The organism is Croceicoccus pelagius (genome assembly GCF_001661915.1).
GTDB lineage: Bacteria > Pseudomonadota > Alphaproteobacteria > Sphingomonadales > Sphingomonadaceae > Croceicoccus > Croceicoccus pelagius.
In genome coordinates this window covers 535,839-548,620 of sequence record NZ_LYWY01000039.1, presented here as the reverse complement: position 1 = coordinate 548,620, position 12,782 = coordinate 535,839, and the positions used below count along the sequence as shown (strand labels likewise).

The following is a 12,782-nucleotide window of genomic DNA, read 5'->3' as shown; positions in this document are numbered from 1 at the left end:
CAAGGGCTAAGCGCGCGTGCATGGTTGATAACGCTCGTCTTGGCCGCCTCAAGTTCCGCGCATGGCATCGCGGCACGCGCGAAGCCGACTTCATGATCGGCGGATTCTTCGACAAGCACCACGCTTCGTGGAGCGATGCCGATGCCGACTGGTTTGAGGCTCTGCTGGAAGAAGACGACGTCCACATCATGGCCTGGGCCCTCGGCACCGAGGCCACGCCCGAACGATATGAAGGGCCGATGATGGCCGAAATGCGCAAGCTGGACTACGTCCACATCCACCGCTGAGCGGTCAGCCTTTCCCGCGAAATTTCCAGCGGCCCGCCTCTTCCCAGGGGCCGCCGTCGTAGAAGTGCATCTCCAGCCCCGCGAAGGTGAAATCGCGCGGGTGGACTTGCAATGCCAATTCGGCCTGCAGCGCTTTGGCTACCTTGGGGTCGACTTTGTTCTGGACGGTGACGTGCAGCCTGGGACGATGATCGTCCTGCGCTGTCAGTGAACCGGCGAAGCGGTCGGCGACAAGATCGCGAACCGCCAGTAGCGCAGGGCTCTCGATATCGAGCGCGGTTCCCCTTCCAAGAGAGCGAATGCCGAGGAGCCGCGCAGGCGGGGGTGCGAACTCGCGGGTCAGGTCTGCCAGCAGGCCGCGCAGTTCGGCTTCACATGACGGCGGAATCGCGTGGAACAACGTGACGTGCGCTGATAGGAAGTTCCGCTCGGGCGGAAAATGCGCCTGCCGTAGCCTGTCGGCATAAGCGGACAGGTCTGGCGGCAAAGTGGCCGTGACGATGATCGGTCGGGTGTTCATCTGGGAAATCTGCTCTCCGGTCTCATCCATGCGAACCGCCGCGTGCATGACCTTGTTCCGAACCTTGCCCCAATCGCGCATCGCGGACTATGCCTTGAGACAACAAGATAGTTTCATTGGATGCCTGGAATGGTCAGCCCGCGCCTCATTTTTGTTCACGGTGCCGCCGCCGATGCCCGGCTTTGGTCGCCCGTCATCTCCAAGCTTCCACCCGCATGGGACGCGCAGGCGATCACCCTGACCTATTTCGGCGACAACGAGTGGCCCGACGAGGGCGACCAGTTCGGCACGCGCCTCCATGCACAGGAACTGCGCCACATGGCGGCCGAAATAGGCGGCGACGTCGATATCGTCTGCTGGTCCTATTCGGTCCATGTCGGACTTCAGGCGCTGCTCGATGCTCCCGGCCTGTTCCGCTCCGCGCTGTTCTACGAAGCCGCGCTGCCGCACTACATCTCGGACGAAGGCGAGCGGGAGGTGTTCGGCAAGGACTTCGGATCGTATTTCGGTTCGGTCGGCGCAAAGCTGGAGAAGGAAGGGAACGAGGCCGCCGTGCGCCAACTGGTTGGCTCAGGCTTTGGCTCGCTGCCGCAGGACCGGCAGGACATGTACCTGTCCAATGCCCGCATGATGCCGCTGCTCATGGGCGGCGGCGAGGCGCCGACGAAGATCGGGCCCGCCGAACTTGCCGGGATCGAAACGCCGACGCTGGTCGCCATGGGTGGCAACACGCGCCCCTGTTTCGAACTGCCGAGCCGCGCGCTCGCCAAACACATGCAGAACGCCACGCTGGACATCGTTGCCAACGCCGATCACTTTCTTCCAGAAACCAACGCCGAACTGTTCGCAGCGGTGGTCGAAGAATGGATCGACGGAGAGGCGAATGGGCAGTGAAGACTGGTATCGCGGACCGGACTGGGACGCCGAAACGCAGGCGCTCTTCGAAAAGAAGATAGCCCGCGCGCGAAGACAGAAAGCCGCCTATCTCTGGATCAAGGCGGACGGCATTGCCGCCGAGCATCCAGAGGACGCCGAGGCGCTTTTCGAGCGATCGCTTGCTTGCAACGACGAATTCGAAACTGCCCGCGCCCTGAATGCACGTGCGAGGGCGCGTGCGATGCGTGGCCAGGTCGGCGGAACGCTCGACGATCTGGGGCATGCAGCTCGATTGGAGACCGGTTCCGGATCCGGTCTTCAGACCGCCGCACGCTGGGAATATGCGGCCCTTGTTGCCACCGGCCGCCATCGCGACCGCTATGACGAAGCGCTCACGATGATGGGATCTCCGATTTCCGAGTTGTCGTTCGCTGGACAAGTTGCGCTGGCCTTCATCCACCACGATCGCGGGCAAAACATCAGGGCGCGCCGTGCGGCGAAGAACGCGCTCAAACGCGCAACGATGGACGGCGAAGTCGCACCCGGCGTACCCCTGCCCGAGACACCGGATTTTCCGAACCCGCTTTACGACAGGTTGCTGGTGATTGCCGGTTTGTGGGACGAGAAGGAACTCGGCCCTCCCCCGCCGGTCTGGCCGGACGATTAGCGCCTATTCCCCAGCAGGCCCCGCCCACTGGCGACGCTCTTCCGCGGCGCGCAGGACTTCGTAGGCCAATTGCAGCTTGTGGAATTCCTTGGCGGCGGCGTCGTCACCCGGTTTTACGTCGGGGTGGACTTCCTTGGCCTTGGTGCGCCACGCTTTCTTGATGGTGGCGAAATCCACGTCGTATTCAAGGTCGAGCGCGTCGAGCGCGTTAATCTCGTCACGGCTGCGCGATCCGTCGCCCGATCCGGTCCAGCCGTAATGGGCGGATTCGCGGTAGCCTGAATTTTCGCGCTGCTCATCGGCTGCGCGGGCCGCGGCTTCCTCGGCATCAAGGCCGGCGAAGTAGTCCCATCCCTTGTTGTATTCCGCCGCGTGCTTTTGGCAGAAATACCAGCGTTCCGGGCTGTTCGGGCTTTTCGGAGCGGGGCAGTCGCCCACTTCCTCACAGCCGACCCGGTCGCAAAGACGCACGTTCTGCGCCTCGCGACCGGCTTCGTAACCGCGCCAGCGGGGAAACCCCCAGTCTATCGAACGTCCGGATCGAGCCATGTCTGTTGTCGAATAGCCCGATCCGGTGTCGGGGGAAACCTCGCTTTGGCGTACTTTTACTGCACTGTGACGGTGACGGCGCGGCGGTTCTGGGCCCATGCGCTCTCGTTCGAGCCCATCGCGACCGGACGTTCCTTGCCGTAGCTTACTGTCGTGATCCGGGTCGCCGGAATGCCGAGGCTCACGAGGTAGTTCTTGGCCGAGTTCGCACGACGCTCACCCAGCGCAAGGTTGTAGTCGCGCGTACCGCGTTCGTCGGCATGGCCCTCGATGGTCACGCGAACGTTCGGATACTGCATCAGCCACTGGGCCTGGCTCTGAAGCGTTGCCATGTCGGCGCTGTCGATATTGTAGCGATCGGTGTCGAAATAGACGCGGTCCGACGAAACGGTGGCAAGGAAGTCTTCCTGGCTACCGGGGACCGGGCCGCTCGGCGATGCGGTGCTGGTGGCAACCGGCGTCGGGGTCGGTTCAGGGGGAAGTTCGTCCGGAGTGGTCTTGCAGGCGCCGAGGGCGAGCGATCCGGCCGCGATTAGAGCGACGGGTGCGATCATACGGGTGCGCAGGATGGACATTGGGGCAAACTCCTTCTCTTCATGCAAGGCGGGTTGATCCCGTCTCTTGCGAATTTCGGGCGCGACAGACGGTGCGACCCGTGTCGTCCGCGCTGGCGATTACTCTACTAACGCAGTTAAGGCCGAACCGGTCCCCACGAAGGATCGGAAGCATCTTCGGGGGTGTCGAGCTTGCGCAGATGGCGACCGGTTAGGTCCACCTGCCAGAGGCTGGTCTTGCCCGAATTCCGCTCTGTCCGGAAGAACTGCACGATGCGGCCATTGGGGCTCCAGGTCGGAGCCTCGTCCTGCCAGGCATTGGTGAGATGGCGCAGGCTCCCTCCGCCCGGGCTCATCACCGCGATGCGGAAATTGCCGGCGATGTGGGTGAAGGCGATCTGGTCGCCGCGCGGGCTCCATTCCGGGGTCGCGGCGCGGCCTCCGAAAAAGCTGATGCGCTTCTGGTTCGAACCGTCGGCGTCCATGACGTAGATCTGCTGGCTTCCCGAACGATCGCTTTCGAAAACGATCTTTGAACCATCGGGCGAATAAGACCCGCCGACATCGATGCCCGGGCTGCTCGTCAGCTTGACCGGACGGCCACCGCCCGCGCTCGACACGCGATAGATATCGGTATTGCCGGCAATCGCCATCGAATAGAGGATATAGTGTCCATCGGGCGACCAGCGCGGCGCGAACGTCGGGTTTGAACTTTCCGCTACCAGTGTCTGGCTGCGCGACGAAATGTCATAGACGTAGATGCGCGGATTGCCGTCGTTGTACGACAGGTAGGCGATCTTCGAATAGTCGGGCGAATAGCGCGGGGTCAGCGCGGTGCTGGACCCGCTGGTGATGAAAGTGTGGTTCGCGCCGTCGCTGTCCATGATGGCCAGACGCTTGCGGCGATTGTCCTTGGGGCCCGTTTCGGCGATGTAGGCGATCTTGGAATCGAAGAATGGATCCTCGCCCGACAGTCGCGAGTAGATCAGGTCGGCGCACTTGTGCGCGGCGCGGCGCCAGTCGGACGGCGCGACGACATAGCCTTCGCGGACCAGTTCGGACTGAAGCTGCACGTCGTAGAGATAGCAACCAACCGTCAGCTGCCCATCGGAGGCGGCGCGGACGAAACCGTGGACCAGCATTTCTGTACCCAGCGGCGTCCAGCGGCCGAACTGCGGGTTGGTCGCCTCGCCAAACGCGATTCGCGGCAAGGCATCGGGGCCGACCGGCTGGAACAGGCCATTGTTCTTGAGATCGGCGGTGATGATGCGGGCCAGTTCCACGCCCAGCGCGCCGGTCGTCTTCGGCGCGGCGGCAGTGGCCACGTCCTGCTGTGCCGGGAAAGCGGGAATCGCGATGCCGAGGTCCTGCCACTCGCTCTCGTCCGTGACGGAAAGGCTCAAGCCACCCGAAGCCTGACCTTCCGCGGTTTGCGCAACGGCTGAAACGGGAGCGACCAAGAGGGCGGCGAGGATGATGGCTGCTTTTTTCATTTTAAAGCCTTCTATCAAAGCGTGCTGCATCAATCGTTTTCCATTGATCGTAGAATTCTGGCGGCAAATCGAACGGTGATGCGAGTTGAACTGCGCGAATTGCGTTCTCGGCATGCCGCGCTGCCTGAGAACGATTGGCATCGGTAATTCCGGCCTGACTGACTACTGTCGGCCGACCAATCAGCGAACCATCTTGGGCGAGCCTGAAGCTCAGGATGGTGACCAGTTTGTCCACCTCAACGCCTTGAGGAGCGCTCCAATGCGGCTTCAGTTGGCGAGCGATCGCCGAGCCCAGTGAGGCAGCTGTGAGTGGTCCAGACTTGGCCGCTGGCTGGTCGGCATCGCTGCCCGAACCGCCGGTACCCGACAGGAAATCGTTGCCGAGGCGGCTGCCTCTCGACGGCGTGTCGGGGCGACGACGTTCGGAACGGTCGGCGGGCTTGGCCTCAGGGCGCGGGGTCTGTTGCTGCTGCTGACGCGGAATCGGCGAAGGGCGCGGTGCGGCGGCGACGGCATCGTTGGCTGCGTCGTTCACGGCGTCGGAAACGCTGGCCTGCGCAGGCGGTTCGGTTTCTCCGATTTCCTGCCCGACCGACGGAGCCGGATCGGCAGACGGATTGGGCGAGATCGATTCCAGCGCCACTTCGTCCGACACCGTCACCACGACCCTTTCGGGCAACGGCATCGACGGAGCTTCCTTTTTCCAGGCGACGAGCACGAGGACGAGGACCACGTGAAAAGCGATAGCAACGGCAAGGCCCAGCCGGTCGTCACGCCCGAAGCGGGCTGTTTCGAGCTGGTCCCCCGATTGTGTTGCAAGGCGCATCGTGGTCAAGGCCTATGGGCTGGCGTCTGAACCGTGCGTGACCAGCGAAATCTGCCGGAAACCCGCGCGGTTCAATGCGCCCATGACGGCAACGACACGGCCATAGTCCAGCGCCTTGTCAGCGCGCAGCACGACGGGCGGCGCGCCCTGCCCCGTGGGCGAAATCACCGAAAGGCGTTCAGCAAAGGCGCCTGCGGGTATACGCTGTTCGTCGATGTAGATCAGACCCTGTTCGTCGAGTGAGACGGTCAGCGTCTGGTCCTGATTGTCGAGCGCCTCGGCCTGGCTGTCGGGCAAGTCCACGGGAACGCCGGCAACGAGCAGCGGCGCGGCGACCATGAAGATGATCAGCAGCACCAGCATGACGTCGACCATCGGCGTCACGTTGATCTCGGCCATGGGCGTGCGGCCTCCCCGCCCGCGCCTGCCGCGTCCGCCGCCTCGTGAAGCGAGCTTTACCGCCACTTACATCGTCTCCAGTTCGCGGCTGAGCGAGGCGTGGAAGCGGTCGGAGAAGCGATAGAGCTTCGTCTCGAACGCGTTCACACGGTGCGAGAAGCGGTTGTAGGCGATGACCGCAGGAATCGCGGCGAAAAGGCCGATGGCAGTGGCGAAAAGCGCCTCGGAAATACCCGGAGCGACGACGGCCAGCGACGTGTTCGACTGCGCGCCGATCTGGAAGAAGCTGTTCATGATGCCCCAGACGGTGCCGAAGAGGCCGACGAAAGGCGCGACCGAACCGACCGTGGCGAGAAAGTTCAATTTCTCGGCGATGGAGTCGCTTTCCGAAGTCACGGCCGCTTCCATCGAGGATGCGAGACGCTGGCGCAGGCCTTCCTTGTCGCGAAGGCCCCGGCGGGTGGAGGTCTGCCACTCGGCAATGCCGGCGGCAGCCACGCGGCGCGAGGGCAGATCCTCGTTCGTGCGAACCAGCGGTTCGACATCGTCGGCCTGCCAGAAGCGGTTCTCGAACTCGCGGTTCTGACGGTCCAGACGGCCCATCTTCATCGAGAAAGAGACGATGATCGCCCAGACCCAGATCGAGGCGAGGATGAGCCCCGCCATCACCGCCTGCACAACGATGTCGGCCTGCAGGAACAGTTCGACAGGGTTCAGCCGGGTCGGCGCGCCGGTCGCAGTGGATGCGGGGACCGCGACGGAAGCAAGCTGGGTAACGATCTGGGATAGGGACAAGGCTCTAGCTCTCGGTCTGAAGAGTGGGAGTAACGGTCTTAAACGCGGCAAGCCACGCATCGGGCTGACGGCGGGGACGGCCATCGGGCGAAACGAACCCGACGCGCACATCCATTTCGGCCAGCAAGGTGTCGTCGCGCATGGCGCGCTGGTTCAGTTCGCATGACGCCTTGCCGATCCGCCTTACACGAGTTTCCAACATGACGGTGTCAGAAAGCCTGGCAGGTGCGCGATAGCGGATCGAAAGATCGGCAACGGAATAGACGCCCTCCCCCGCTTCCATGGCCGCGCGCTGGTCCACGCCTATGCGGTCAAGCAGGTCGGATCGCGCCCGCTCGAACCAGCGCAGGTAGTTGGCATGATAGACGATGCCGGACAGATCAGTATCTTCGTAGAACGCGCGCACGGCATAATAATGCACGCCGTCGATGATTGATCCGGTGGCCGGAGAAGGAAGCACGTCTGCCATTGGTCTGGCGTCATAGCCGCGCCGCGATTCGGGGCACAAGCGGCTTATTTTTCGCCTGTGGAAGCCCGATTCATCGGCAATTCACCTTGGCGGAAAGGTCTTCGTATTACCGAGGGGTCAGCATCGACCCCATGACGCGCCCGCCCAGCAGATGGACGTGGAGGTGCGGCACAAGTTGGCCGCCGTTCGGGCCGATATTGTTGATCAGCCGGTAACCCACTTCGACAAGGTCTTTTTCCCGTGCGATCTTGCCGACAGCCCGCACGAAACCTGCGATCTCTTCGGCAGGCGCGTTCACCGAGAAATCGTCCCAGCTGACATATTTGCCTTTGGGCACGACGAGGACGTGAATCGGCGCAACCGGCGCGATATCTTCGAAAGCGAAGGCCCATTCGTCCTCATAAACTTTCGTGCAAGGCAGTTCGCCGCGCAGGATTTTCGCGAAAATATTGTTGTCGTCGTAAGGCGCGGTCGGATCGACGGGGCTCATTCGCTGGTCCTAGATGCTTTTTCGACAATGCCCGACACGCCTTCGCGACGGTCGAGTTCGGCCATGACGTCGTGGATCGACAGGTCGCGTGCGGAGAGCAGGACCGCGAGATGGAAGATAACATCCGCCGCTTCTCCGACCAGTTCCTCGTCCGATCCGGCAAGCGCAGCCACGACCGTCTCGATCGCTTCCTCGCCCATTTTGCGGGCGGCATAGTCGGGTCCGCGATCGAAGAGCTTGGCGACATAGCTCTCGTTCGGGTTGCCGCCCTTGCGGCTCTCGATCGTGGCGGCAAGCCGCTCCAGCGTAGTGAGTTCGGTCATCGGCGCAGCCTTGGCCCGCGCGCGGCCAAAGATCAACGGGGGACGATCAGTGCGGCTGCGTGAAGATACGGTCGCGCGCGGCCTTGAGATCGCCGCTGTCGATCTGTTCGGTCAGCCGTTCCTCGTCGCTGTCGCGGTAGGCGTGCTCTGCCCGGTCGATCGCCTCCTCGTTCTCGCCCAGCCCTTCCAGCGTCTTGCGAGCGAGCAGGATCGCGGAATCGAATACCTCGCGCGCGATGAAGTCGGCGGGCGCCTTGGCGAGCTTCATGATACCCCTGCGGTCGAAGACGCGCACATAGATGCCGGTGTCGGGGAACTGGTCGCGGACCGACTGGATCAGTTCGGGCTCGACCTGATCTCCGTCGAGGCAGAAGACGATGGCCTTGGCCTCCATCCCGCCGGCCTGCCTGAGCAGGTCGACCCGCGTACCGTCGCCGAAATAGACCTGCGCCCCGAATTCGGCGGCCCGGTCGATCATTTCGACGTCGCGGTCGATGATGGTGACGCGGATGCCGCCCGCGATCAGCATCTGCGTGACCGTCTGGCCAAACCGGCCATAGCCGACGACCAGCGCGCTCGCGCCTTCCGGCTCCGGCCCGGGCCGCGTTTCGCCTTCGCGCACAGGATCGCTGCGGATCCCGGCGGTCAGCATCATCAGGAACGGGGTCGTCGCCATCGACAAGGTGACGACAGCGCCGAACAGGCTCGCCGCCTCGGGCGCGATCAGCAACCCGTCCTGCGCTTCTGCAAAGAGGACGAAACCGAATTCGCCGCCCTGGCTCAGCAACAAACCCATCGCCAGCGCTTTGCGCCAGGGCATCTTCAAAAGCAGCCCCAGCCCCGAAATGACCGTGGCCTTAGTGACGATCAGCGCAATCGCCATGAGGACGACGAAGACCGGTCGTTCGGCAATGGCCGACAGGTCCAGCATCATGCCGATCGACAGGAAGAACAGGCCCAGCAGAATCGACCTGAACGGCTCGACATCGGCTTCAAGCTCGTGCCGATAGGGCGAACTGGCCAGCATCACGCCCGCGATGAATGCGCCAAGCGCAGTGGAAAGGCCAAGCGCCTGCATCAGCGCGGCCGCGCCGACGATGGTGAAAAGCGCGGCGACGATGAACATCTCCCTCTCACCCAAGATGCCGATCAAACGGAACAGCGGGCGGATCAGATAGCGACCTGCAATGATCAGGCCGACGATGGCCGCTGCCGAAATCAGGGCAAGCTGCCAGCCCGGTGGTCCGGCCTCCTGCTCGGGATTGCGGCTGAGCGCGGCGATAATGGTGATCAGCGGGATCAGCGAGAGATCTTGAAACAGAAGGATCGCAAAGGACCGCTCACCCACCGGCGTGCGCAGGCGCCCTGCGCTTTGCAGCATCGGCAGGACCTGCGCGGTCGATGAAAGCCCCAGCGGCAGGCCGAGCGCGATCGACGCGGCGAGGCTGAAGCCGGTGAATGCGTAGATGACGGCGCTGACCGCAAGGCCGCAGAGCGCGACTTGTGCAAGGCCCAGCCCGAAGATTTCCTTGCGCATCCTCCACAGGCGACTTGGCGCAAGTTCGAGACCGACGATGAAGAGAAGCAGGACAATGCCAAGCTCGGCGAAATTCAGCTTGTCTTCCGCCCCGCCGACGAGGCCCAGAGCCTGCGGGCCGACAAGCGCGCCCGCGACCAGGTAACCGAGCGTGGCACCCAGCCCCAGCTTGCGAAAAAGCAACACGGCGGCAAGCGCGAAACCGAGGAGTATGAGCCCCTCTACCAGCCTGGAGCCGGCTCCCCCTTCGTGCATGGATATTCCCCTTGGTACCGAAAGAGCCCCGGCAGATTGCGCCAAGTTAGGAGCGGGCAGTCTTCAGGGCAACTACGGGGAAGAAAGTCTTCAAAAGGACAATTGAAAGTGCGCGACGGGAACGTGTCACGGTGGTGGGGGGGTGTGACCCGCCCCGCCGCGCTGAACGAAAGGTGCTGGAAGATCTAATAGAGGAGGAGTCAGTCCTTCATGGGGCCGTCGAAAACGGTCCCAAAGAAATCGTCCTTCTTCCAGACAGGCCTTTCGTCCATATCTGCAATGTTGCGTGCAATGTCGAAGTTCAGATCGGCAAAACGGGCCGCCTGATCGAACAGGATAAGGCCAACTTCATCCGAAGGCTGGTGGTAATGCTCGCCCAGGAATGCGCCGAAGGCCTCCAGCCCACCGTTACCAGGGCCGGGTTCGACGTAGATCGCAGGAATGCCCTGGCGAACGTAGGAATAGTGGTCCGAGCGGGTAAAAAGACCCTCTTCGGGGAACGGGTCCTCGGCAAAATCGACACCTGCCGCCTTCGCCGCCCTGGCAACTGCGCCGTAAAGTGTCGAACGCTCCGCACCGAACGCGACCACGTCGGTGAACTCGTAAGTCAGCATCGGCATGTCGAGATTGACGTTGGCGACGACATCATTGCGCGGAACAATCGTATTGCGGGCGTGGTAGGACGAACCGATCAGGCCCATCTCTTCCGCCGTCAGGGCCACGAACATAAGCGATCGGCGCGGTGGCGCCATTGCAAAGCGGCGCGCCACATCGATCATGATCGCGCTACCGGTCGCATTGTCCATCGCGCCGTTGTTGATCTTGTCGCCCTCTTTGCCCTCATCGACGCCGATGTGGTCAAGGTGGGCGGTCAGGACGACATATTCATCCTTAAGTTCAGGATCGGTCCCGGGGACCACGCCCACGACGTTACGGCTCGTCGCTGTCTCGAATTTCTGTTCGAACGCGATCTTCGCGATGATGCCCATGTCGAATGCGGGCAGGGTCGCACCGGGCATATCAATCGCGGCAATCGCGTCGGCATAGCTGATCGGCTGACCTTCAAGCAGTTTCGCGGCGGCAGCAGGGTTCAGCACCGCGGAAGCGACCATGCCTTCGCGCGGGTCGTAGGCCTTGCCGTCCTCGCCGATCCAGGTCGCGCTGGTGGACTTGTCGCGGTTCTCGACACGCTTGTCCCAGCCATAACGCTCTTCCGACTTTTCTGTCAGGAGCGAAATCATGCCGACCGCACCGCGATCCGCCATTTCGCGCGAACGCTGACCGTTGAAATAGGCGCGTTCCTCGGTGTTGAGGAATTCCGGTGCGCCGGTGATCGCGACGGCAATCTTGCCCTTGAGGTCGACACCGGCGAAATCGTCGCGGCCGTTCCGCGGATCGACAAAACCCTGCCCGACGAAGACGAGCGGAGCCTCGATCACGCCGCTTTCACGGCCGATCATGCCATCGACGAGATAGTCGGTGCCCAGCTCCAGCTTCACAGCCTTGTCGCCAGACAGGATCATCGTGTTCCTGTCCATCGGACCCGGACGCATGATGCGAAGGCCTACGGGCTGGAAATATGTTCCATCCGCCGCACCGGGCTGCACACCGATCGAGGCAAAACGGTCGGCCATGTATTGCGATGCACGCTGGTAACCCGGCTGTCCGGCCTCACGACCTTCAAGCTCGTCCGACGCGAGATAGCGCACGTCCGCCTCGATGGAGCGTTCGCTCGGGGCAGTCGCAACATTCGTGTCGGTCGTCGCGCAGGAAGCAAGCGCGAACGACGCGGTCAGCAGGAGGGCAATCCGCATTTCGGGACCTTGGGTTTGATTCGGATGGTTACGCCTGTAACGAAGCCATTCGGGTTTGAAAACGTTATCAGTCGCGAAAAATGGCCGTTAACCGTAATTGCGGTTAAGAGCGGACCTTAGCTTCGGGCCGGTAAACCCGCCGCACGCAAGGCATCGTGGGCCTCTGCGATGGTGTGCTGCCCGAAGTGAAAAATACTTGCGGCAAGCACGGCACTGGCATGACCATGGGTGACCCCTTCAACAAGGTGGTCGAGCGTTCCGACCCCGCCGCTGGCGATCACGGGAATCCCGACGGCATCGGCAATCGCCCGTGTCAGTTCAAGGTCATAGCCCTTCTTCGTGCCGTCGCCGTCCATCGAGGTGACGAGAAGTTCCCCCGCACCAAGTTCGGCCAGCCGCCTTGCGTGTTCCAGCGCGTCGATGCCGGTTTCCTTACGTCCACCGTGCGTGAAGATTTCCCACCGGCTTTCCCCGGAGCTTTCCACGGACTTATCCACACCCGGTCCACAGACACGCCGCGCATCGACGCTGGCGACGACACACTGGCTGCCGAACCGTTCGGCAATCTCGGCCACGACTTCGGGACGGGAAACGGCAGCAGAATTGACCGCGACCTTGTCAGCCCCTGCGAGCAGCAGCGCCCGCGCATCGTCGGCACTACGAACGCCGCCGCCAACGGTCAGCGGCATGAAGCAGACTTCCGCGGTGCGGCGCACGACATCGATCAGCGTGCCGCGGCCTTCGTGGCTTGCCGAAATGTCGAGAAAGCAGAGCTCGTCCGCGCCGGCGGCGTCATAGGCTTGCGCCTGTTCCACCGGGTCGCCCGCGTCGATCAGGTCGACAAAATTCACGCCCTTCACCACGCGACCTTCGGCAACGTCGAGGCATGGGATGACGCGGACACGGACAGTCATGAAACAAACGCTCC

Annotated in this window: 16 protein-coding genes; 3 read left to right on the top strand and 13 right to left on the bottom strand. The window is 62.8% G+C overall.

Annotation, left to right across the window (positions count from 1 at the left end):
* Window positions 1-20: 20 nt before the first annotated feature.
* Window positions 21-287, top strand: a complete 267-nt coding sequence (locus A9D15_RS14085) for an FAD assembly factor SdhE (RefSeq protein WP_066766002.1) — start codon at window positions 21-23, stop codon at window positions 285-287.
* A 4-nt stretch (window positions 288-291) separates the two neighbouring features.
* On the opposite strand, the gene A9D15_RS14080 is transcribed toward A9D15_RS14085, so the two are convergent.
* Window positions 292-888 carry a 2'-5' RNA ligase family protein gene (locus tag A9D15_RS14080; protein ID WP_308419906.1) on the bottom strand — a complete coding sequence of 199 codons (597 nt, stop codon included), beginning with the start codon at window positions 886-888 and terminating at the stop codon, window positions 292-294.
* Between the two features lie 48 nt (window positions 889-936).
* On the opposite strand from A9D15_RS14080, the gene A9D15_RS14075 reads away from it, so the two are divergent.
* Both A9D15_RS14075 and A9D15_RS14070 read left to right on the top strand, forming a co-directional pair.
* Window positions 937-1,701: an alpha/beta fold hydrolase gene (locus A9D15_RS14075; RefSeq protein ID WP_066766000.1), complete on the top strand. Its 765-nt coding sequence runs from the start codon at window positions 937-939 to the stop codon at window positions 1,699-1,701.
* Window positions 1,691-2,350: a hypothetical protein gene (locus A9D15_RS14070; RefSeq protein WP_066765998.1), complete on the top strand. Its 660-nt coding sequence runs from the start codon at window positions 1,691-1,693 to the stop codon at window positions 2,348-2,350. Before A9D15_RS14075 ends, A9D15_RS14070 begins: the two co-directional genes overlap by 11 nt.
* Before the next feature lie 3 nt (window positions 2,351-2,353).
* Here A9D15_RS14070 and A9D15_RS14065 read toward each other — a convergent pair whose 3' ends face one another.
* The 12 genes from A9D15_RS14065 to hisF all read right to left on the bottom strand — a co-directional run bounded on the left by A9D15_RS14065 (window position 2,354) and on the right by hisF (window position 12,768).
* The gene (locus tag A9D15_RS14065) at window positions 2,354-2,899 is read right to left on the bottom strand and encodes a J domain-containing protein (protein ID WP_066765994.1); all 546 of its coding nucleotides are present in this window, start codon (window positions 2,897-2,899) and stop codon (window positions 2,354-2,356) included.
* Between the two features lie 56 nt (window positions 2,900-2,955).
* Window positions 2,956-3,474: a peptidoglycan-associated lipoprotein Pal gene (gene pal / locus A9D15_RS14060; protein ID WP_229660243.1), complete on the bottom strand. Its 519-nt coding sequence runs from the start codon at window positions 3,472-3,474 to the stop codon at window positions 2,956-2,958.
* A gap of 116 nt (window positions 3,475-3,590) precedes the next feature.
* Complete coding sequence (tolB, locus tag A9D15_RS14055; RefSeq protein WP_156521794.1) at window positions 3,591-4,946, bottom strand: Tol-Pal system beta propeller repeat protein TolB; 1,356 nt, start codon at window positions 4,944-4,946, stop codon at window positions 3,591-3,593.
* Between the two features lies 1 nt (window position 4,947).
* Complete coding sequence (locus tag A9D15_RS14050) at window positions 4,948-5,679, bottom strand: energy transducer TonB (protein WP_229660244.1); 732 nt, start codon at window positions 5,677-5,679, stop codon at window positions 4,948-4,950.
* 105 nt (window positions 5,680-5,784) lie between these two features.
* Entirely contained in the window at window positions 5,785-6,171 is a 387-nt protein-coding gene (locus tag A9D15_RS14045; RefSeq protein ID WP_066765988.1) for an ExbD/TolR family protein, read from the bottom strand.
* 66 nt (window positions 6,172-6,237) lie between these two features.
* A complete protein-coding gene (tolQ, locus tag A9D15_RS14040; RefSeq protein ID WP_373283463.1) occupies window positions 6,238-6,966 on the bottom strand; it encodes a protein TolQ in 729 nt (242 codons plus the stop codon).
* 4 nt (window positions 6,967-6,970) lie between these two features.
* Window positions 6,971-7,435: a YbgC/FadM family acyl-CoA thioesterase gene (locus tag A9D15_RS14035; protein ID WP_066765986.1), complete on the bottom strand. Its 465-nt coding sequence runs from the start codon at window positions 7,433-7,435 to the stop codon at window positions 6,971-6,973.
* A 106-nt stretch (window positions 7,436-7,541) separates the two neighbouring features.
* Complete coding sequence (locus A9D15_RS14030) at window positions 7,542-7,925, bottom strand: histidine triad nucleotide-binding protein (protein WP_066765984.1); 384 nt, start codon at window positions 7,923-7,925, stop codon at window positions 7,542-7,544.
* Complete coding sequence (locus A9D15_RS14025; protein ID WP_066766172.1) at window positions 7,922-8,248, bottom strand: phosphoribosyl-ATP diphosphatase; 327 nt, start codon at window positions 8,246-8,248, stop codon at window positions 7,922-7,924. Before A9D15_RS14025 ends, A9D15_RS14030 begins: the two co-directional genes overlap by 4 nt.
* A 46-nt stretch (window positions 8,249-8,294) precedes the next feature.
* Window positions 8,295-10,040, bottom strand: a complete 1,746-nt coding sequence (locus A9D15_RS14020; protein WP_066765982.1) for a cation:proton antiporter domain-containing protein — start codon at window positions 10,038-10,040, stop codon at window positions 8,295-8,297.
* Window positions 10,041-10,240: 200 nt separating this feature from the next.
* Complete coding sequence (locus A9D15_RS14015) at window positions 10,241-11,854, bottom strand: M28 family metallopeptidase (protein ID WP_066765980.1); 1,614 nt, start codon at window positions 11,852-11,854, stop codon at window positions 10,241-10,243.
* A 116-nt stretch (window positions 11,855-11,970) separates the two neighbouring features.
* Window positions 11,971-12,768, bottom strand: coding sequence for an imidazole glycerol phosphate synthase subunit HisF (hisF, locus tag A9D15_RS14010; RefSeq protein ID WP_066765979.1), 798 nt, complete (start codon window positions 12,766-12,768; stop codon window positions 11,971-11,973).
* Window positions 12,769-12,782 lie beyond the last annotated feature (14 nt).

What these genes read in the sequence shown, in the direction of transcription:
- A9D15_RS14075 (WP_066766000.1), top strand. Translation starts at nt 937, where the DNA reads ATGGTCAGCCCGCGCCTCATTTTTGTTCACGGTGCCGCCGCCGATGCC.
- A9D15_RS14080 (WP_308419906.1), bottom strand. Translation starts at nt 888, where the DNA reads ATGCGCGATTGGGGCAAGGTTCGGAACAAGGTCATGCACGCGGCGGTT.
- A9D15_RS14015 (WP_066765980.1), bottom strand. Translation starts at nt 11,854, where the DNA reads ATGCGGATTGCCCTCCTGCTGACCGCGTCGTTCGCGCTTGCTTCCTGC.
- A9D15_RS14085 (WP_066766002.1), top strand. Translation starts at nt 21, where the DNA reads ATGGTTGATAACGCTCGTCTTGGCCGCCTCAAGTTCCGCGCATGGCAT.
- hisF (WP_066765979.1), bottom strand. Translation starts at nt 12,768, where the DNA reads ATGACTGTCCGTGTCCGCGTCATCCCATGCCTCGACGTTGCCGAAGGT.
- A9D15_RS14070 (WP_066765998.1), top strand. Translation starts at nt 1,691, where the DNA reads ATGGGCAGTGAAGACTGGTATCGCGGACCGGACTGGGACGCCGAAACG.
- A9D15_RS14025 (WP_066766172.1), bottom strand. Translation starts at nt 8,248, where the DNA reads ATGACCGAACTCACTACGCTGGAGCGGCTTGCCGCCACGATCGAGAGC.
- tolB (WP_156521794.1), bottom strand. Translation starts at nt 4,946, where the DNA reads ATGAAAAAAGCAGCCATCATCCTCGCCGCCCTCTTGGTCGCTCCCGTT.
- A9D15_RS14030 (WP_066765984.1), bottom strand. Translation starts at nt 7,925, where the DNA reads ATGAGCCCCGTCGATCCGACCGCGCCTTACGACGACAACAATATTTTC.
- pal (WP_229660243.1), bottom strand. Translation starts at nt 3,474, where the DNA reads ATGTCCATCCTGCGCACCCGTATGATCGCACCCGTCGCTCTAATCGCG.
- A9D15_RS14045 (WP_066765988.1), bottom strand. Translation starts at nt 6,171, where the DNA reads ATGGCCGAGATCAACGTGACGCCGATGGTCGACGTCATGCTGGTGCTG.
- A9D15_RS14065 (WP_066765994.1), bottom strand. Translation starts at nt 2,899, where the DNA reads ATGGCTCGATCCGGACGTTCGATAGACTGGGGGTTTCCCCGCTGGCGC.
- A9D15_RS14035 (WP_066765986.1), bottom strand. Translation starts at nt 7,435, where the DNA reads ATGGCAGACGTGCTTCCTTCTCCGGCCACCGGATCAATCATCGACGGC.
- A9D15_RS14020 (WP_066765982.1), bottom strand. Translation starts at nt 10,040, where the DNA reads ATGCACGAAGGGGGAGCCGGCTCCAGGCTGGTAGAGGGGCTCATACTC.